The 17,246-nt window shown below is 42.4% G+C and carries 20 protein-coding genes; 17 read left to right on the top strand and 3 right to left on the bottom strand.

The genetic code is table 11. From position 1 onward, the window contains the following. Positions 1–55: 55 nt before the first annotated feature. Complete coding sequence (locus tag AB1Y31_03885; GenBank protein ID MEW4982305.1) at positions 56–1,171, bottom strand: hypothetical protein; 1,116 nt, start codon at positions 1,169–1,171, stop codon at positions 56–58. 220 nt (positions 1,172–1,391) lie between these two features. Here AB1Y31_03885 and AB1Y31_03880 point away from each other — a divergent pair, with 220 nt between their 5' ends. The 3 genes from AB1Y31_03880 to AB1Y31_03870 are packed head-to-tail and all read left to right on the top strand — an operon-like array spanning position 1,392 to position 4,483. Beyond that, positions 1,392–1,994, top strand: coding sequence for a RimK/LysX family protein (locus tag AB1Y31_03880; protein ID MEW4982304.1), 603 nt, complete (start codon positions 1,392–1,394; stop codon positions 1,992–1,994). Between the two features lie 9 nt (positions 1,995–2,003). After that, positions 2,004–3,533 carry an inactive transglutaminase family protein gene (locus AB1Y31_03875; GenBank protein MEW4982303.1) on the top strand — a complete coding sequence of 510 codons (1,530 nt, stop codon included), beginning with the start codon at positions 2,004–2,006 and terminating at the stop codon, positions 3,531–3,533. Then, the gene (locus tag AB1Y31_03870; GenBank protein MEW4982302.1) at positions 3,530–4,483 is read left to right on the top strand and encodes an alpha-L-glutamate ligase-like protein; all 954 of its coding nucleotides are present in this window, start codon (positions 3,530–3,532) and stop codon (positions 4,481–4,483) included. The genes AB1Y31_03875 and AB1Y31_03870 overlap by 4 nt, the downstream gene beginning before the upstream one ends. Positions 4,484–4,597: 114 nt before the next feature. Here AB1Y31_03870 and AB1Y31_03865 read toward each other — a convergent pair whose 3' ends face one another. Together AB1Y31_03865 and zapE are read right to left on the bottom strand one after the other, a co-directional pair. After that, complete coding sequence (locus AB1Y31_03865; protein MEW4982301.1) at positions 4,598–4,906, bottom strand: DUF1244 domain-containing protein; 309 nt, start codon at positions 4,904–4,906, stop codon at positions 4,598–4,600. A 15-nt stretch (positions 4,907–4,921) separates the two neighbouring features. Further along, on the bottom strand, positions 4,922–6,025 hold the full coding sequence (zapE, locus tag AB1Y31_03860; protein MEW4982300.1) for a cell division protein ZapE: 1,104 nt from the start codon (positions 6,023–6,025) through the stop codon (positions 4,922–4,924). A gap of 99 nt (positions 6,026–6,124) precedes the next feature. On the opposite strand from zapE, the gene AB1Y31_03855 reads away from it, so the two are divergent. The 14 genes from AB1Y31_03855 to AB1Y31_03790 all read left to right on the top strand — a co-directional run bounded on the left by AB1Y31_03855 (position 6,125) and on the right by AB1Y31_03790 (position 17,241). Further along, a complete protein-coding gene (locus tag AB1Y31_03855) occupies positions 6,125–6,457 on the top strand; it encodes a hypothetical protein (GenBank protein ID MEW4982299.1) in 333 nt (110 codons plus the stop codon). Between the two features lie 19 nt (positions 6,458–6,476). After that, a complete protein-coding gene (locus tag AB1Y31_03850) occupies positions 6,477–7,031 on the top strand; it encodes a septation protein A (protein ID MEW4982298.1) in 555 nt (184 codons plus the stop codon). Positions 7,032–7,051: 20 nt separating this feature from the next. Next, positions 7,052–7,339, top strand: coding sequence for a BolA family protein (locus AB1Y31_03845; protein ID MEW4982297.1), 288 nt, complete (start codon positions 7,052–7,054; stop codon positions 7,337–7,339). Beyond that, a complete protein-coding gene (locus AB1Y31_03840) occupies positions 7,340–8,146 on the top strand; it encodes a peptidylprolyl isomerase (GenBank protein ID MEW4982296.1) in 807 nt (268 codons plus the stop codon). A 495-nt stretch (positions 8,147–8,641) separates the two neighbouring features. After that, on the top strand, positions 8,642–9,289 hold the full coding sequence (adk, locus tag AB1Y31_03835; GenBank protein MEW4982295.1) for an adenylate kinase: 648 nt from the start codon (positions 8,642–8,644) through the stop codon (positions 9,287–9,289). 115 nt (positions 9,290–9,404) lie between these two features. Beyond that, positions 9,405–10,424, top strand: a complete 1,020-nt coding sequence (locus AB1Y31_03830; GenBank protein MEW4982294.1) for an aspartate-semialdehyde dehydrogenase — start codon at positions 9,405–9,407, stop codon at positions 10,422–10,424. Positions 10,425–10,502: 78 nt separating this feature from the next. Further along, a complete protein-coding gene (locus AB1Y31_03825) occupies positions 10,503–12,617 on the top strand; it encodes a FimV/HubP family polar landmark protein (protein ID MEW4982293.1) in 2,115 nt (704 codons plus the stop codon). An 86-nt stretch (positions 12,618–12,703) separates the two neighbouring features. Beyond that, the gene (gene soxC, locus AB1Y31_03820) at positions 12,704–14,014 is read left to right on the top strand and encodes a sulfite dehydrogenase (protein MEW4982292.1); all 1,311 of its coding nucleotides are present in this window, start codon (positions 12,704–12,706) and stop codon (positions 14,012–14,014) included. Beyond that, positions 13,998–14,918, top strand: a complete 921-nt coding sequence (locus tag AB1Y31_03815) for a c-type cytochrome (protein MEW4982291.1) — start codon at positions 13,998–14,000, stop codon at positions 14,916–14,918. The genes soxC and AB1Y31_03815 overlap by 17 nt, the downstream gene beginning before the upstream one ends. A 3-nt stretch (positions 14,919–14,921) precedes the next feature. Further along, complete coding sequence (gene soxX / locus AB1Y31_03810; GenBank protein ID MEW4982290.1) at positions 14,922–15,269, top strand: sulfur oxidation c-type cytochrome SoxX; 348 nt, start codon at positions 14,922–14,924, stop codon at positions 15,267–15,269. Positions 15,270–15,291: 22 nt separating this feature from the next. Then, on the top strand, positions 15,292–15,750 hold the full coding sequence (gene soxY / locus AB1Y31_03805) for a thiosulfate oxidation carrier protein SoxY (GenBank protein ID MEW4982289.1): 459 nt from the start codon (positions 15,292–15,294) through the stop codon (positions 15,748–15,750). 22 nt (positions 15,751–15,772) lie between these two features. After that, complete coding sequence (gene soxZ / locus AB1Y31_03800) at positions 15,773–16,075, top strand: thiosulfate oxidation carrier complex protein SoxZ (GenBank protein MEW4982288.1); 303 nt, start codon at positions 15,773–15,775, stop codon at positions 16,073–16,075. Between the two features lie 113 nt (positions 16,076–16,188). Next, a complete protein-coding gene (soxA, locus tag AB1Y31_03795; protein MEW4982287.1) occupies positions 16,189–16,917 on the top strand; it encodes a sulfur oxidation c-type cytochrome SoxA in 729 nt (242 codons plus the stop codon). Between the two features lie 12 nt (positions 16,918–16,929). Continuing rightward, positions 16,930–17,241, top strand: coding sequence for a hypothetical protein (locus AB1Y31_03790; protein MEW4982286.1), 312 nt, complete (start codon positions 16,930–16,932; stop codon positions 17,239–17,241). Positions 17,242–17,246: the final 5 nt, after the last annotated feature.

Raw genomic sequence — 17,246 nt, 5'->3', positions numbered from 1 at the left:
CTCCATTAACCGCCATTTTTCATATTGATGGTATGTTTGTTCATTGGAGGATCTATCACAACCGGGTTAGCAATTCAGCTTCTAGACCCGCTTGTTGCCTTTGTGTGCCGGCAATTAGTACGCCAAGCTTACCGGCCAAAACAGTACCCCAATTAACGATAACTATACCGATTTTAGTCATCGAATCATATTCGATACCTTCGAGGTTAATGTCATCCAGTCGTTCATGCCGAGTGTGACATTCTTTTGCTAGCCATGACTTGAGCCCAAGTTTACAGGCGATACCTGATGGATAAGAGGCTCCGTTGTAGCGAGGGTTGCATTCAATTGGCATATATTCGGGCTCGTCTTGGGTCTCGATTATTGCTACATCGAAGGCGAAAATGCCTTTCATTCCTTTACTATGCAACCACTCTGCCATCGGTTCTACAACCCACCACGGTTGATGTCCAGACGGGTAACGATTTCCTTTGTGACTATAACCGTCCAGAACCTGTTCAGTCACCAACCATCGCATCAAACCCTTATCGTCTGAGTAATACTGCATGTTGAGGAAAACCTTCGCGTCTACCTCTGCCTGCACCTGAAGTGGTACACCTTCATTAAAATACGCCAATGCCTTGATGACTGATTGCGACGTTTCACAACGAAATATCCCCATACCAGCCACAGATATAGCCGCTTTGAGATAACAAGGATAAGGAAATAATTCGATACCAGCAAACCATTCTTTGCCACGAAAACAGAGGGTTTTCGGGATAGCTATTCGCAAATGAGAGGCAAGTGCGACAAAATTATTTTTTGAATTAATATAATCAACTACTTTCATCCATGCGTGATCTCGGCGCGCCTGATTCTCCTTCTCACCGAAATAAAAAAGGCTGGCATCCAAATCTTGGTATTTTTTGAGGACATCAAACGAAATATCCCAAATAATATTTTCACTATGGCTAAGGCCAATACGCCGGTAATGCTGAGAAATTGAAGACCATTCTTTTTTTAGGAAGGGATGAAGCTGAACGATATCCGCCGGACTGCTAAGCCCAAGCGCACGCCCTGAATACAGGTAATTACCCACTACATCGGGATGGGTACAGGACGCAATGTCATGATTAAAAATATGCCTAACATCAGCGCCGGGTAAATTCATCGTTTCAATCTGAATTTTCACTTGAATTTTGCTCGCTGTGATCGATTAAGATTACACCCTTATTAACGCCTGGTCACGAGAAATTACTTTCACTGTATAGAGCCATTTAACAAAACGGTCCATTTACAAACCCATTAACCTACACATGAGTCCCCCGCTGAGGCAGAATGATGAGCCCTCTCTTGAATTATTCATTTTGAGGTATAATTTGATGCATCATTCGCGAAAATAGTGAATAAGCGTGTATAAAATAATCAAGCTGCCTAGCCTAACCATTGCTCTATTGTTTTTAATGACGGGTTGCAATGGCATGCTTCTTAAAAACCCTCCATTTAATTCTCAGCGTACTAATGAATCTCTAGTTTGTCCCTCACCCAAAGTTATAGAAAAAATCATAGAAGTTCCCGTTCCTGCTAAAACGGGGGGAGAATTGAACCTCCCAATTATTGGTGAGGTGGAAAAAGTACAAATTAGCCCGACAGGAACTTGGTATGACGCACGTATTGATACTGGCGCAAATTCGTCATCCATTCATGCCGAGAACATTCAATTGGTTGAACGCGATGGGGAAAAGCGCATTACGTTCTTTTTGAGAAACCGAACAACTAACACACTAACCAAATTAGAACGAAAGCTCCATCGTAAAGTGTTAATAAAACAAAAACGGGGAAAGCCTGAGCGGCGTTATGTTGTTAAACTTTGGCTATCATTGGGAAATATTAAAGAACTTGTCGATGTTACGCTAACGGACCGAACTGACTTCAACTACCAATTGCTGGTCGGGCGTAACCTGTTAACCGACACCGCTATTGTTGATGTTAGTCGCAAGTACACTGTCAAGTAACATGCATACATGAACATCTCTCCACGATTACAAATTATTCTTGTAGCAGGAGTATTTATTACTCTTGGCCTTGGCCTAACGCTGTATAAAAGATTAGAGCTTGGCTTCCCTCTATCTCCTGGGCAACAGCAGGCCGTTTGGACTGTCGAGTCAAAAATAAGTTTCAAACCTATTGGCGGCCCGATTGAAATTTCACTGGCACTACCTACCCCACAAGCTGGCTGGAATATATTGGATGATCACTTTGCCTCATCTGGTTTTAATTTTATTATCGACCAAAACCAAGCTGAACGACAAGCAAAGTGGACCCGTGATTCATTGGATCGAAACACGACGCTTCATTACAAACTCGAAATTTATCGGACAAGTGCAGATGAGCTAGAAGATAGCCCAATACCTGTAATTATTCCTCCAGAACTCACCGCAGATCGGTTAGCCGCTATAGAATCCATAACGTCATCACTTAAACAACGTTCATCCGACTCTGTCAGCTTTACTAAAATACTGCTAGAACAGTTGTTACTCGACGATATAGGCCAAGATGCTGCCTTTTTATTGGCTAACCGAGAGGAAAATAAACTGGCTGTTATTATGGACATCTTGGCCTTTGCTAAGATCCCGCATCAGCCCGTTAAGGGTATATTTTTAGAAGATGGCCGACGGCGACAAACGTTAGATTCTCTAATAGAAATACATGATGCTGAACGCTGGCATGTATTCAACCCTTCTTCTGCGCAGCAAGGGTTACCCGAGAATTTCTTTGTTTGGCAACGCGGCGCAAAATCTGTTCTCGATATGATCGGTGGCGAACGTTCACAGCTAGAATTTGCTCTGGTTAGAAATACGCTGCCCATTAAAACCGTGTTATTTATGGAACAACACGTACAAGAGCAGCTCCTACTGGATTTTTCTATCTATTCCCTACCCGTAGAGCAACAGGGCGTTTTTAAAGGCTTATTGTTAATTCCTGTTGGCGCGCTCGTTGTCGTTTTACTTCGCGTATTGGTGGGTATTCGTACTTCAGGAACGTTTATGCCTATATTGATTGCACTGGCATTCATTCAAACGACCTTACTGACTGGGCTATTCATTTTTTTATTGGTCGTCGGCGTAGGCTTATGGATCCGCTACTACCTGAGTTACCTAAACTTACTCCTCGTCGCACGAATAACGGCAGTGGTGATTGTGGTTATTTTATTAATGGCGGCGCTCAGCATCGTCAGCTATAAATTTGGTTTTGACCAACTACTCACGGTTACTTTTTTCCCCACTATTATCCTTGCTTGGACTATTGAAAGAATGTCCATTCTGTGGGAGGAAGAAGGTGGCCATGAAGTGCTCATCCAAGGCAGTGGAAGCTTATTTGCCGCTACTCTTGCTTACTTATTAATGTCTGTCGAACTAGTTAAGCACCTTACATTTAACTTCCCTGAGCTAATGATTAGCTTGTTGGGTGTTGTGCTATTACTTGGCCGATACACAGGTTACCGCCTAGTAGAATTATACCGTTTTCGTGACTTAGGCAAACTTGACCAATGAAGTGGGCAACGCCTAGCCAATTACGCCGGCAAGGCATTCTTGGTATGAACAGTCGCAATATCGATTATATTGGCCGCGGCAATGATCGACGACTTTATCCGCTGGTTGATAATAAATTAAAAACCAAAAAGGCAGCAATACAGCTGGGCATGTCCGTTCCCAAGTTGATTGGCGTGGTAGAAATTCAACACGAAGTACAACTTCTTGAAGAGCTGCTTCATGGGAGTAAAAAGTTTGTTATTAAACCCGCTCAAGGCAGTGGCGGAAAAGGCATTTTGGTTATCATTGATCGACAAGGCGATAACTTTATAAAAACCACCGGGGCAACCTTAAGCTTTCAGGACGTTAGGCGACATACCTCTAACATCCTCAGCGGCCTATACAGCTTGGGTGGCCGCCCAGATGTGGCGATGATTGAAGATATGATCGATTTCGACCCCATACTCAGCAACTATAGTTATGAAGGCGTGCCCGATATTAGAGTTATTATTTACCACGGGTATCCAGTGATGGCGATGATGCGATGTTCGACCCATGCCTCCGATGGCAAAGCTAATTTACATCAGGGTGCTGTCGGCGTAGGTATTGATATCGCCAATGGACATAGTCTTTATGCGGTTCAAAACGACATTAAAGTTGAAACACACCCCGATACGGGCTGTCATTTTCATGAACTAAAACTACCCCGCTGGAATGAAGTACTTCAACTCGCTTCCGCTTGTTATGAAATGACAAAGCTCGGTTATTTTGGCGCCGATATTGTTTTAGATAAAAAAAACGGGCCCGTCATTCTAGAACTAAATGCCCGCCCAGGGCTCACCATTCAAATTGCTAACCAAGCCGGGCTACAAAAGCGTTTAAAACAAATTGACCGCATGAAGACCATCAAACAACCCATAAATGATCGAATCCGCTTAGCACAACAGCTGTTCGGCACGCAACAAACTTAGGTTAAGCTCCAGCAGAACCGAGAAAACACATTCCCTGGAACGCACAATAAGCAGCGCACCTATCCCAAAGGTCTACGCCGCCTTTGTTAGCACAGCAAGAAGCCGGGCCGACTATTATTGATTCCCCTTACGCCTCTTTTCTCCCTCTTCAAACTCCGCTAACTGTTCTGACGTTGCTGGTTTTTGGTATTGACTCTTCCATTCTGAAAAAGGCATGCCATAAACCACTTCTCGCGCGGCATCATAATCAATATCCACACCACGTTCTTTGGCTTCTGCCATATACCATTTTGAAAAGCAATTACGGCAAAAATCGGCTAAATTCATAAGATCGATATTTTGCACATCAGTATGAGTTTGAAAATGTTGCAGAATTCGCCTAAAGGAGGCCGCTTCTATTTCTAATTGTGTCTGTTTATCCATCGTTATTCTCCTGTTTTACGGTAAATGAGGTCTTTCTAAATAGTCATGAGACTGCATTTCTAGCAAGCGACTCACCGTACGCTCAAACTGAAATGCAAGTTTTTTGCCTTGATATAGCTTTTCTGCCGATACCTCAGCCGACATAACTAACTTAACATTATGATCATACATCTCATCCACTAGATTCACGAAACGACTCGCCAAATCATTGCTCATGTCATTCATCACCACAACGTTGGACACAAGTACTGTATGAAAGCATCGCGAAATTTCTATGTAATCGGCAGAACCTCGGGGGATATCACAAATCGCTTTGTAATCAAACCAAACCACACCTTCAGCACAATGTTTAACTTGAACGTTGCGCCCTTCTATCTCAAGGCTTGATTCGGGTTCCACATCATTTGCAGACAAATGGTCAAACAGCTCGGTTAAAACCTTATCGGCTTGCTTATCGAGCGGCCAATGGTAAATTTCAGCTTGCTCTAATTCACGTAGTCGATAATCCGTTCCACTATCCAGCTTTAACACGTCACAATGTGCTTTCAACGCGGCGATAGCGGGTAAAAACCGAGCGCGCTGCAAACCGCCTTTGTAGAGGCCATCTGGCTCAATGTTGGATGTGGCAACAAGGCATATTCCGCGTTTAAACAAGGCTTCAAATAAGCGCCCTAGAAGCATGGCATCTGTAATATCTGACACAAAAAACTCATCAAAGCAGAGCACACGGCATTCACGAGCAATTTTATCCGCAACAATCTGTAGTGGATCCTCTACATTTGTTATCTCAGCCAATTGATGATGTACCTTTTGCATGAACCGATGAAAATGAGTTCGCTGCTTTTCTTTAAAGGGCAAGGCATCGTAAAAGATGTCCATCAGATAGGTTTTGCCCTGACCAACGCCACCCCATAGATAAAGCCCTTTAGGCGCATTCATAGCTGGTTTAGGTTGGCTTTTGAATTTAGAGAAAAAACCTTTGCTTTCAACTGGCTGAGCGATCGGTTCTTGCAGTTTTATGTATAAGTCATTCAGTCGCTGAATAACCTGTTTTTGCGCATCATCCTTAATAAAACCGTTTTGCGCTTGATCCGCCAAATAGCGCTCTAATGGACTCATAGTGAAATATTAATAATTGTGTTAGATTGGTCATCCTATAGAAATAAAGACGTCACAAGTTAGGACATTCTTGTTGGTACATTGTAGCAATTATCACCCATGAACATTCAAGCAAATTTATCCAATGTTGGGTTAATAACCAATACAAAAAAAGCGGTTACTAAACAGCCTGTTTCTAATGAAGGCTTGGATCAAAAGCAGGCAACTGATAGTCAACAAAGCGCTCAGTTATCATTCAACGGGGTGGATCGTGCTGAACTATTTGAACAAATTGAATCTTTAGACAATAGTCAACAAACAAGTTTCCGCGCCAGTGACATAGAAAACAAGAACCAAAAATCAATTCAATATTATATCGATAACCAAGCCTTAGAAAACCAAGAAACCCGCGATGAACTTCGTGAGCAGCTTGGTATCGATTTTACCGTCTAAACACTTAATTTTTTGCCTCATGAAACTCCTAGCTGATTTTTTCCCTATTCTATTGTTTTTTATTGCTTACAAATTGCAAGGTATTTACGTAGCTACCGTTGTTGCTATGGCCGCGTCGGGCATACAAGTCGCTACTTATTGGCTCAAAAACAAACGCTTTGAATCGACCCATTTGATGACCTTCTTTATCATCCTTATTTTCGGCGGCGCTACACTTTACCTTCAAGATGAAATGTTCATAAAGTGGAAACCCACCGTTATAAATTGGCTTTTTGCGTTTGCATGCCTAATAACGCACTTTATTGGAAAAACCCCTCTAATTAAACGTATGATGAGTGGCGGGTTAACACTGCCTGATAATATTTGGACAAAACTAAATGGTATTTGGGCTCTTTTCTTTATTGTACAAGGGCTTTTAAACCTTTATGTTCTATACAATTTTGACACGGATACTTGGGTTGATTTCAAACTATTTGGAATGCTTGGATTGACGATTATTTTCATTGTCGCTCAAGGCTTTTATTTAATGAGGCACATCGAAGACCCCGTAAACATCACAGACGACAATAACTAGGGATATTTCCACTCAAAAAAATGACTAATCGTACAGAAATTATAAAAAACACCTTAACTGAAGCAATTCAGCCAGAGTTCATTCAAGTATTAGATGATAGCCAAGCTCATGCGGGTCATGAGGGTGCTAAATCGGGCGGCGGACATTTCTACCTGACCATTGTTTCTGATAAATTTGCTAATAAATCGAGAATCCAGCGTCACCAATTAGTCTATAGCGCCTTAGGTGACATGATGAAAAATGATATCCACGCATTAAGCATCAAAGCTTTTACACCAGAAGAACAACCTCAACCAAAGGAGATTTAAATGAAGGTTAGACTAGCAATTATTGCTTCACTTTTACTTGGAGCGATGAGCCCACAAGCATTCGCCAACGACGATTCGACCATCGCTATCGTTAACGGGCAAGAACTAAAACAATCAACACTTCAGTTTTACGCCTTAGAAAGACGTCAAATTGACCCAAAAAACGCCCCTCCTGCAGACCAACTTGTTAATGACATCATTAACATGCAGTTGCTCAAAGAAGAGGCTTTTAAAATGAAATTGGATAAATCAGCTGATTTCAAAGCGAGAATGAAATTCATCAATTTGAGCATGTTATCTCAAGTCGCAATGATTAACTTCCTAGATAACAACCCAATTTCCGAAGAACGTTTAAAAAAAGAATATGATTCTAAAATTGGTGAAATGGACGTGACCGAGCTAAAAGCGAGCCATATTTTAGTCAAAGAAGAAACCACCGCTAAAGAAGTAATTGAAAAGCTTAACAAAGGCGGCAATTTTGCAGCCTTAGCTAAGGAATACTCAACGGGACCAACTGCACCTAAAGGCGGTGATCTAGGATGGTTTTCACCTCAGCGAATGGTTCCAGAATTCTCACAAGCCGCACTTGCAATGAAAGATGGCGAATACACTAAACAGGCTGTACGCACTCAATTTGGCTGGCACATCATTTTACGTGCAGGAAAACGTGACGGCACACCGCCATCATTTGAAGACGTTAAACCAAGCATTAGTGCTGCGTTAGAGCAAGAGCATATTCAAAAACATATTAATGATTTAAGAAAAAGAGCTAAGATTGAGGTTCCTCAAAGTACCCCCCTCAAGTAACGTTTTTTCTAAAACCAAAAGAGGCCCTGTTATCAGGGCCTCTTTTTATTCAGTATTTTGTCCCGCATATTCAGCCACTTCCTTTCTTGCATTCAAAGCTGCGCCTCCCCTTCTCAACTATTTACGCCGACTTTATTGACATGGGCCATTTTGATTAAAGTAATGGAATTTACCTAGCGAAACAATACTCGCCGCTCGAGAGCATCGCCCATTCACTTAACTAAGGGGAACATGCGAGCTACTCATTATTTTCGGCTTGGGCAATAATACGCTTGCTTTGCACGATCTTGATGATCGCAGAGAGAAGCCTTTAAACGAAGCTTCGTGCAAAGAATTAAACATTAACACCCCTGTCTTTCTTGATATCGAAATGACCATTTAACAGTTCGTTCCATAACACCAGCTACCACCCTTACCCCTCTGTTACAACTAGATTAAACACTAATATTATGTTATTTTGCGCGATCTAAAATAATAACGAGCTTGAGGAAAAAAATGCGCATAATTCTATTAGGTGGCCCTGGTTCAGGTAAGGGCACACAATCTCAGTTTATTACCGCAAAGTACGGTATTCCGCAAATATCAACCGGAGACATGCTACGTGCTGCTGTTAAAGCTGGCACGCCTTTAGGTGTTGAAGCCAAAAAAATAATGGATGCTGGTGGTCTGGTATCTGATGAGATCATTCTAGGCCTAGTCCAAGAACGACTCGCTCAAGACGATTGCTCTAATGGCTTTTTGTTAGATGGCTTCCCGCGTACTGTTCCTCAAGCAACAGGTTTAGCCGATATGGGTGTCGATGTTGATCGCGTTGTCGAAATTGCCGTAGATGATGAAGAAATTGTACGCCGTATGGCGGGTAGACGGGTTCATTTAGATTCAGGCAGAACGTATCACCTTATCTATAACCCACCAAAACAAGAAGGCTTGGACGATGTAACAGGGGAAGCACTAATCCAACGTGATGATGATCATGAAAATATCGTTAGAGACCGCTTAGCGACTTATCATAGCCAGACCGCACCTCTTGTCGATTTTTATTCAAAAGCGTCTGAGTCAACACCCGTTAAATTCAGTACCATCCGAGGTGTTGGTAGCGTACAAGAAATTACGAGCAACATGTTTGCCGCTCTGGACAGTTAGATATTAACTGTCTTCGCCAAACGCTGATTTAGTAACAAACTAAACGTCACCTTATAGTCAATGAGGTGACGCTTTCACTTTAAAAATTAATCATTTTTAGTAGGAACACAGATAAATGAAAACTTATGATATTGCTGTTGTTGGTGCCACAGGTGCTGTTGGTGAAACCATGTTATCCATCCTTGAGCAACGAAATTTTCCTGTTGGGAATTTATACCCGTTAGCCAGTAGCCGCTCTGCCGGTGGTAGCATCCAATTTAATGGCAAAAATGTGAAAATTGGTGACCTTGCTGACTTCGATTTTAGTACTGTCCAAATCGGCCTGTTTTCTGCTGGTGGCTCAGTCTCAGCCGAGTACGCGCCTATAGCTGCCGCTGCTGGGTGTGTTGTCATCGATAACACATCACACTTTCGTTATGACGACGATATCCCTCTTGTTATTCCTGAAGTAAACCCAGACGCTATTGCACAACACACTAAAAGAGGCATTATCGCCAACCCTAACTGCTCAACCATCCAAATGTTGGTTGCTCTTAAGCCTATTTATGATGCCGTTGGTATTGAACGTATCAATGTGGCGACCTACCAAGCCGTTTCAGGTACAGGCAAAAGCGCCATTGAAGAGCTCGCTGGGCAAACGGCCAAATTATTAAATGGCAAGGATCCTGAAGCCAAGGTATACCCAAAACAAATTGCTTTTAACGTATTACCTCAAATTGATGTTTTTCAAGAAAATGGCTACACCAAAGAAGAAATGAAAATGGTTTGGGAAACCAACAAAATCTTTAACGATGATTCAATTAAGGTAAACCCAACGGCTGTTCGTGTTCCCGTTTTTTATGGTCATTCAGAAGCGTTACATATTGAAACTAAAGAAAAAATTAGCGTAGAAAAGGTTCGCGAATTAATGTTCAATTTTGAAGGCATTACGTTAATGGATGAACGTATTGATGGCGGATACGCAACGGCTGTTAGCGAGTCAGCTGGTCATGATGATGTATATGTTAGTCGTATCAGAGAAGACATTTCACACCCAAGAGGCCTCGATATGTGGGTCGTTGCAGATAACGTTCGTAAAGGTGCCGCGTTAAACAGTGTACAAATAGCCGAAGTGCTGGTAAAAAAATATCTTTAGTCTATAGTTGAGGTACTTAGATGTCTCACTATTATCGTTTTTAGGGAATAAGACTATCGTTAGTTTAGGAGCAATATAATGAACAAACCAACTAAAGCCGTTGCAGCATTCTGCTTACTTAACACAGCCAGCGCCTATGCGCTCGGTGTTGGGGAAATTGAAACCCATTCCGCGTTAAATCAGTTATTGAATGCCCAAATCCCTCTCGTTGGTTCTCAAAAAGAAGACCCTAGTAACATTCGCATAGGTATAGCGTCTCGGGAAACGTTCGAAAAAGCTGGAATTGATAGGCCTCATTACCTAACTCAACTTAAATTTACGCCAGTACTTGGGAAAAATGGCGAAATCACTGTTGACGTTCGCTCTAACACGACGATAAAAGAACCTTTCGTAAACTTTATACTTGAAGTTGAATGGCCTCAAGGTCGCACCCTAAAAGAATTCACTATTCTTTTAGACCCACCAATCACCATGTCCGACGTTAGAACTACGCCACTTGAATTACCCAAAAGCCCAGCGATCACCCCAACACCTCAAGCGGTTGTAACAACTACAACAAATACTCAGCTAACAAGTAATGTGCCCCCTGCTGCTCAACCAGTAGCAGTAGAATATGGCCCTACTAAAAATAGAGACACCGTTTGGGGCATTGCCAAAAAACTGATAGCTGATAATAGCACTGTGACACATCAACAAATGATGTTGGCTTTATACGACAACAACCCAAAAGCATTCTATAAAAAAAATATTAATGCGTTAAAAAAAGGCGCTATTCTTCAACTTCCTAGCAATGAGCAAGTTGACAGCAGAACGTCAGCTCAAGCTAACAATGAGTACGTCGAACAAAACGCCTTATGGTCGTCTTCAACTAAGTCCAAACAACCACCAACGGCTGTTGCAGCAGTAAATAGCATCGAACAACAATCCGCTACCGAATCAAGCGCTAAAAAAAAACTTAAAAGTAACCTAGAAGAGGCGAAGCTAACGCTTTTAACACCTAAGCAAGAGGCTGGGAAAGACATCCCCATCGAAGGTGGCACGACAGACACACCCGTTGGCGCAACAGACCCTAATGAACAGGCTAATATTGCCATTGAAATGGCGACCACCCTTGAAGAAGAAAACAAAGAAGTCAAATCACGACTTAGCGATTTAGAATCACAGTTAGAGAAGCTTCAACGCCTTCTCGTATTAAAGGATGAACAGCTGGCGCAACTGCAATCAAACAAACCTGTCGTTGATGCTTCTCCAGCCACGACACCTAAACAAGCATCGGCACCTATCATTGAGCAAAGCGATAATCTACCACTTTATGGTGGCGGACTTGCCATCGCCTTACTTGGGTTATTCTTAGCACGCCGTAAAAAACAAACCACAGACCCAAAAGGTGACGAATCATTTAGTGAAACACCCGCTTTTTCACCAACCATCACTGAAGATATGCTCGATGCTGATAGCAGCGAAACATCTTCGAGCATCGTTGAAGAGGAGCCTTTATTAAGTGAATTTACTCCAACTGAATTTGATTCAAACATACATACTCAAGAGGCGGATCCACTAACTGAGTGTGATGTTTATATTGCGTACGGTCGTTACCAACAAGCTGAAGACCTTATCAGCAAAGCTCTTGAAACCGATCCAGATAATTTGAGCTACAAACTAAAATTATTGGACATACACTTCTCATCGGATAACCCAGAGTCATTTGAAGAGCTTGCCAGTTCTTTATCCAACCTTCAAGAGTCCGACCCTGACACGTGGAACAGCATTGCTGAAATGGGAGCAGAACTTAACCCAGACTCATCACTCTTTCTTTCACCTTTGAATGAAGAAATTGAGATTAAGCAAGCAACAATAGAGTCAGAGTCAGAGTCGGAGCCCGATACGGAAGCTGACCACAGCATAGAAGAAGACAACTCAGCTGACAGTAATACAAATAGCGAATTTGAATTCGATTTCAACCTGATCAAAAATGAAACATCATTAGATAAACCAAGTATCGCGCCATCTGACGAAATGGACATCGCTTCAACCGACACTGTTGAAGATAATCTCGAAACAAAATTAGCACTCGCTCAAGCATCAATTGAAATGGAAGACATTGAGTCCGCTCGCAATACCTTGAATGAAGTATTAGCGTCTGGTAACGATGCTGAGAAACAAAAAGCTCAGGAAATGTTAGACAACCTATAAAAAAAAACTCTATATATAATATATTGCTATATAGATATGCTAATTTCTGTTATACAATTGTGTCACACTAAGTACCTGATAGAGAGATGGCGAACTCAAAAAAACCAGAGAGCTCTAAAGCATACCTTGCTGAATTAGCTAGCCAAGTCCCTTCCTCTTCACGAAGGGATTTCCTAAAAAAAGGTGTTAAATTTAGCACTGGCCTTGTCGCAGCATCTGTCACAGGCGGAGCCATCTCGGACAACCTACCGCCTAACACCCCAATCTGGAGTAAGACACTAGGCACGGGGGTTGTCTCAGCCCCATACGGGGCCCCATCAAAATTTGAAAAAAATGTTATTCGACGCACAGTACCTTGGCTAACCGCTGATAAAATTTCATCCATCAGCATGTCGCCCATTCATGAATTAAAAGGCATTATTACCCCAAATGGTCTTGTTTTTGAGCGCTATCATGCCGGCGCACCGATAATTAACCCTGAGGAACATCGCTTAATAATCCATGGCTTAGTTGACAACCCACTGATATTCACGATGGATGATCTAATGAGGTTTCCATCTGAATCCGTTATCAACTTTCTTGAATGCCCTGCTAACGGCGGCATGGAATGGCGTGGACCTCAAATGGAAGCCCTGCAGTTCACACACGGCATGATCAGCTGTTGCGAGTGGACAGGGGTACGTTTATCTACATTACTTGAGGAAGTGGGCGTTCAAAACACAGGCAAATGGGTTTTAGCAGAAGGCGCAGATGGAGCTAGCATGAGCCGTAGTATTCCTATAGGTAAAGCCTTAGATGATGCGCTTATCGTTTACGCTCAAAACGGTGAAAAGCTCCGTCCAGAACAAGGCTACCCCGTCCGCCTGTTTAACCCTGGCTGGGAAGGGAACACATCGGTTAAGTGGTTACGCCGTTTAGAAATTGGCGATAAACCATGGCACCACCGAGAAGAAACATCGAAATACACCGACCTCATGCCAGATGGCCGTGCTCGTCGTTTCTCGTACGAACAAGAAGCTAATTCCGTTATTACATCACCCTGCCCTGAAAACCCATGGAGTACAAAAGGCTCATACGAAATTGAAGGCTTAGCGTGGAGTGGACGAGGAAAAATCAAACAGGTCGATATTTCAATTAATGGTGGTGTTTCATGGCAGCCGGCTAGACTAAAAGGACTGGTCTTATCAAAGGCCCTTACGCGTTTTTCCTTGCCATTTAAGTGGGATGGCGCACCCGGTCTACTACAAAGCCGTGCGATCGATGAGACGGGTTATGTTCAACCAACACTAACTCAGCTCCGCAATGTCCGCGGCACAAACTCCATTTACCATAAGAACTCAATTCATACTTGGCAATTACAAAGCAATGGAAGTATCAAAAATGTGCAGCTTAAGTAAACTATTTATCGCCGTTGCTGTCGTCATCATTGCTATCATCTCAACAACATCTTTTGCTGCAGGAAGTTTTGGTATCGGTAAAAAAGCAACTTTAGAAGAAATTGCTGGATGGGATATTGACGTCCGGCCAGACGGTAAAGGACTGCCAAAAGGGCAAGGATCCGTCACCCTCGGCGAGGGCTTATATGAAGAAAAATGCGCCTCTTGTCATGGCATATTTGGTGAAGGTGAAGGTCGTTGGCCTCCCCTAGCTGGTGGTGAAGGTTCGCTCACAGAAGACCGTCCTGAAAAAACAGTTGGAAGCTATTGGCCTTATGCTTCAACCTTATGGGATTATATCAATAGGGCCATGCCGTTCGCTGCGCCTAAGACATTAAAACCTGATGAAGTATATGCCCTTACCGCCTACGTTCTTTTTTTAAACGATCTAGTAGAGGATGACTTTATATTAACCGTAAACAATTTCGCGGCCATCAAGATGCCAAATGAAGACAACTTCTATATAGATAACCGGCCTGATACAAAAAATATACGTTGCATGGAAAGCTGCAAAGACCCCGACAAAATCATTGTAGTGCAATCACTACGTGGCATCACGCCTGATCAAAAAAGAAGTTCAGGTGAAGAAAAAAAATCATCTCTAAGCAAATCCGCTAGTGCAGGTCAGGCTATTTACTCAACAAGTTGTTTAATTTGCCATGGAAGCGGCGTTGCTGGCGCACCTACATTAAACGATAAAGAAGCATGGACTAAACGACTCGAGCAAGGCATGGACACCCTTGTAAAACACGCAATTGATGGTTTTCTTGGAGATAAAGGCATAATGCCGGCAAAAGGCGGTAACCTATCATTAACAGACGAACAAATTGAAAATGCCGTTCATTATATGATTGAGGCTAAGTAGGTAATGACATTTAAAGTAATAAACATTAAAAATATTTTACGGCTTATCTTATTTAGCGTGCTATCCAATGTGGCATTTGCTGAAAGTATGGAGGGCAAAAAATTAGCCTTTGACCGATCAAAGGGCAACTGCCTAGCTTGTCACGCAATTGACGACGGGGAGATGCCAGGAAACATTGGGCCACCCCTTATCGCCATGAAAGCGAGGTTCCCAGAACGCGCCATTTTAAGAGCACAAATATGGGATGCTACCAGCAAAAACCCGATTACAATCATGCCACCTTTCGGCAGGCACCATATTCTAAGCAATGCCGAGGTTGACAAAATAATCGATTATTTATACACACTTTAACCCTATAGCAACCGGAGAAAAAATGGATATTTCACGTAGAAAGTTTCTAAACCTGTTAACAATCGGGTCAACTGCTTGCTTCGCACTGATGACCCCTCTTACCGCATGGGCCGCTTGGGCTAGCGATGCCTTTAACGCAACCAAACCAGAAGATGCATACAAAAATTTATTCGGTTCAACTGAGCTGGTTGAAAGCGATCAAGTTAAGCTAAAAGTGCCTAAAATCGCAGAAAATGGCGGCGCTGTTCCTGTATCGGTTAAAACCAGCATGAAAAATGTCGACTCCATCAATATTTTTGTGAAAGACAACCCTCAGCCCTTAACCGCTTCTTTTAAGATCCCTAGTGGCACAATCCCTGATATTTCAACGCGTATTCGTTTAGCACAAACCAGTACCGTAACGGCTGTTATCAAAGCAGATGGCAAGCTTTTCAGTAAAAGCCAAGAAGTAAAAGTAACTATTGGTGGTTGCGGCGGCTAAAGCATAGAACTCGGAGATTAATATGAAAGTTAAAGCAAAATTTAAGAACGACATTACCTCAGTACGTGTATTAGCGAAACACCCAATGGAAACTGGCCGTCGCGTTAACAAAGAAACCGGTGAAAAAATCCCTGCAAAATATATACAAGAACTAACCTGTGAATACGATGGAAAAGTAGTTTTTGTTGCTCAATTTGGCACCTCTGTCTCGCAAAACCCATACCTTGCCTTTGCGTTTGAAGGTGGTAAAAAAGGTGAGAGCATACAGCTTCGTTGGAATGACAATACGGGTGATATAGAAAAGACAGACGCTACGATCAAATAATAATGACCATGAGAACACGTCTAAGTCTAATAATCATTGCCTGTCTATTTGCATGCGCAGGCATAGTTAGTGCCACACCCGAAGAAGATAAAAAAGCTTTTCAAAAATTTTACATGCAAAAATTTCCAGGTATTGCATTAGAAGACTTTGCCAATGGTGTTTATTCGATTGACCAGGACGCCCGTGAGCAATGGGAAGCCATGAACGACTTCCCGCCCTACGAAGACGACCTTGAGATAGGCGAAGAACTTTTTAATACGCCCTTTAGCAATGGTAAAAACTACGCCAGCTGCTTTGAAAACGGTGGCATTAATATTCGTCAGAATTACCCACGATTTGATACCGAACGTAATACTGTCATTACATTGGAACTGGCTATTAATGAATGTCGGACAAGCAACGGAGAAGACCCGCTGCCGTATAAAAAAGGTGATTTAGCAAGGATATCCGCTTATATGGCATCAACCTCAGAGGGTTCATTAATTAATATTATCATTCCAAACAAAGGAGACGGACTAACAGCCTACCAAGCAGGCAAACAGTATTATTATTCTAAACGAGGGCAGTTAAATTTTTCATGTTCAAACTGCCATATACAAAATGTTGGTCGTAAAGCTCGTTCAGAAACATTAAGCCCTTCATTAGGCCACCCCACTCACTTCCCTGTTTATAGAATGAAATGGGCAAGCCTAGGCACTATGCACAGACGATTTGATATATGCAATAAGCAGGTGGGCGCGCAACCACTTGCCGCTCAAAGTGATGCCTATAAAAACTTGGAGTATTTTTTAACTTATATGAGCAATGGTCTACCTGTTAACGGTCCAGCATCTAGAAAGTAAGCGAGCAAATCAATGAACACTAAAACTCTGTTATTTGTCCTATTATTAAGCTTTGCCAGCTTTGCAACTATTTCACAATCCGCAACACAGTCTCATGCAAAAATAGCCATACAGCAAGCCAACGAATTATGGCAACAAAGCATCGCCGCTGGCCATGCATGGAACACGATACAGCCACTTGTTGCACAGGCAAAACAGGCACTTGCTAACAAGGATTTTGAAACCGCAATCGCCTTAGCAAATGAAGCATCTGCTCAATCAAAGCAGGCATTAATTCAGGCAGAATTCGAAAAAAACAATTGGATAAATAATCTGCCGAAATAATTTAC

It is taken from the genome of Cycloclasticus sp. (assembly GCA_040743155.1).
Taxonomy (GTDB): Bacteria; Pseudomonadota; Gammaproteobacteria; order Methylococcales; family Cycloclasticaceae; genus Cycloclasticus.
Note: the sequence above shows the minus strand (reverse complement) of the source record. Positions and strands in the feature narration are given on the sequence as shown.

Excerpts from the sequence above, each read along its gene's own strand:
- AB1Y31_03850 (MEW4982298.1), top strand. The coding sequence starts at position 6,477 with ATGAAACTCCTAGCTGATTTTTTCCCTATTCTATTGTTTTTTATTGCT.
- soxA (MEW4982287.1), top strand. The coding sequence starts at position 16,189 with ATGCAAAAATTTCCAGGTATTGCATTAGAAGACTTTGCCAATGGTGTT.
- AB1Y31_03870 (MEW4982302.1), top strand. The coding sequence starts at position 3,530 with ATGAAGTGGGCAACGCCTAGCCAATTACGCCGGCAAGGCATTCTTGGT.
- AB1Y31_03790 (MEW4982286.1), top strand. The coding sequence starts at position 16,930 with ATGAACACTAAAACTCTGTTATTTGTCCTATTATTAAGCTTTGCCAGC.
- AB1Y31_03845 (MEW4982297.1), top strand. The coding sequence starts at position 7,052 with ATGACTAATCGTACAGAAATTATAAAAAACACCTTAACTGAAGCAATT.
- AB1Y31_03830 (MEW4982294.1), top strand. The coding sequence starts at position 9,405 with ATGAAAACTTATGATATTGCTGTTGTTGGTGCCACAGGTGCTGTTGGT.
- AB1Y31_03825 (MEW4982293.1), top strand. The coding sequence starts at position 10,503 with ATGAACAAACCAACTAAAGCCGTTGCAGCATTCTGCTTACTTAACACA.
- soxX (MEW4982290.1), top strand. The coding sequence starts at position 14,922 with ATGACATTTAAAGTAATAAACATTAAAAATATTTTACGGCTTATCTTA.
- soxC (MEW4982292.1), top strand. The coding sequence starts at position 12,704 with ATGGCGAACTCAAAAAAACCAGAGAGCTCTAAAGCATACCTTGCTGAA.
- soxY (MEW4982289.1), top strand. The coding sequence starts at position 15,292 with ATGGATATTTCACGTAGAAAGTTTCTAAACCTGTTAACAATCGGGTCA.
- soxZ (MEW4982288.1), top strand. The coding sequence starts at position 15,773 with ATGAAAGTTAAAGCAAAATTTAAGAACGACATTACCTCAGTACGTGTA.
- adk (MEW4982295.1), top strand. The coding sequence starts at position 8,642 with ATGCGCATAATTCTATTAGGTGGCCCTGGTTCAGGTAAGGGCACACAA.
- AB1Y31_03855 (MEW4982299.1), top strand. The coding sequence starts at position 6,125 with ATGAACATTCAAGCAAATTTATCCAATGTTGGGTTAATAACCAATACA.
- AB1Y31_03875 (MEW4982303.1), top strand. The coding sequence starts at position 2,004 with ATGAACATCTCTCCACGATTACAAATTATTCTTGTAGCAGGAGTATTT.
- zapE (MEW4982300.1), bottom strand. The coding sequence starts at position 6,025 with ATGAGTCCATTAGAGCGCTATTTGGCGGATCAAGCGCAAAACGGTTTT.
- AB1Y31_03840 (MEW4982296.1), top strand. The coding sequence starts at position 7,340 with ATGAAGGTTAGACTAGCAATTATTGCTTCACTTTTACTTGGAGCGATG.
- AB1Y31_03815 (MEW4982291.1), top strand. The coding sequence starts at position 13,998 with ATGTGCAGCTTAAGTAAACTATTTATCGCCGTTGCTGTCGTCATCATT.
- AB1Y31_03865 (MEW4982301.1), bottom strand. The coding sequence starts at position 4,906 with ATGGATAAACAGACACAATTAGAAATAGAAGCGGCCTCCTTTAGGCGA.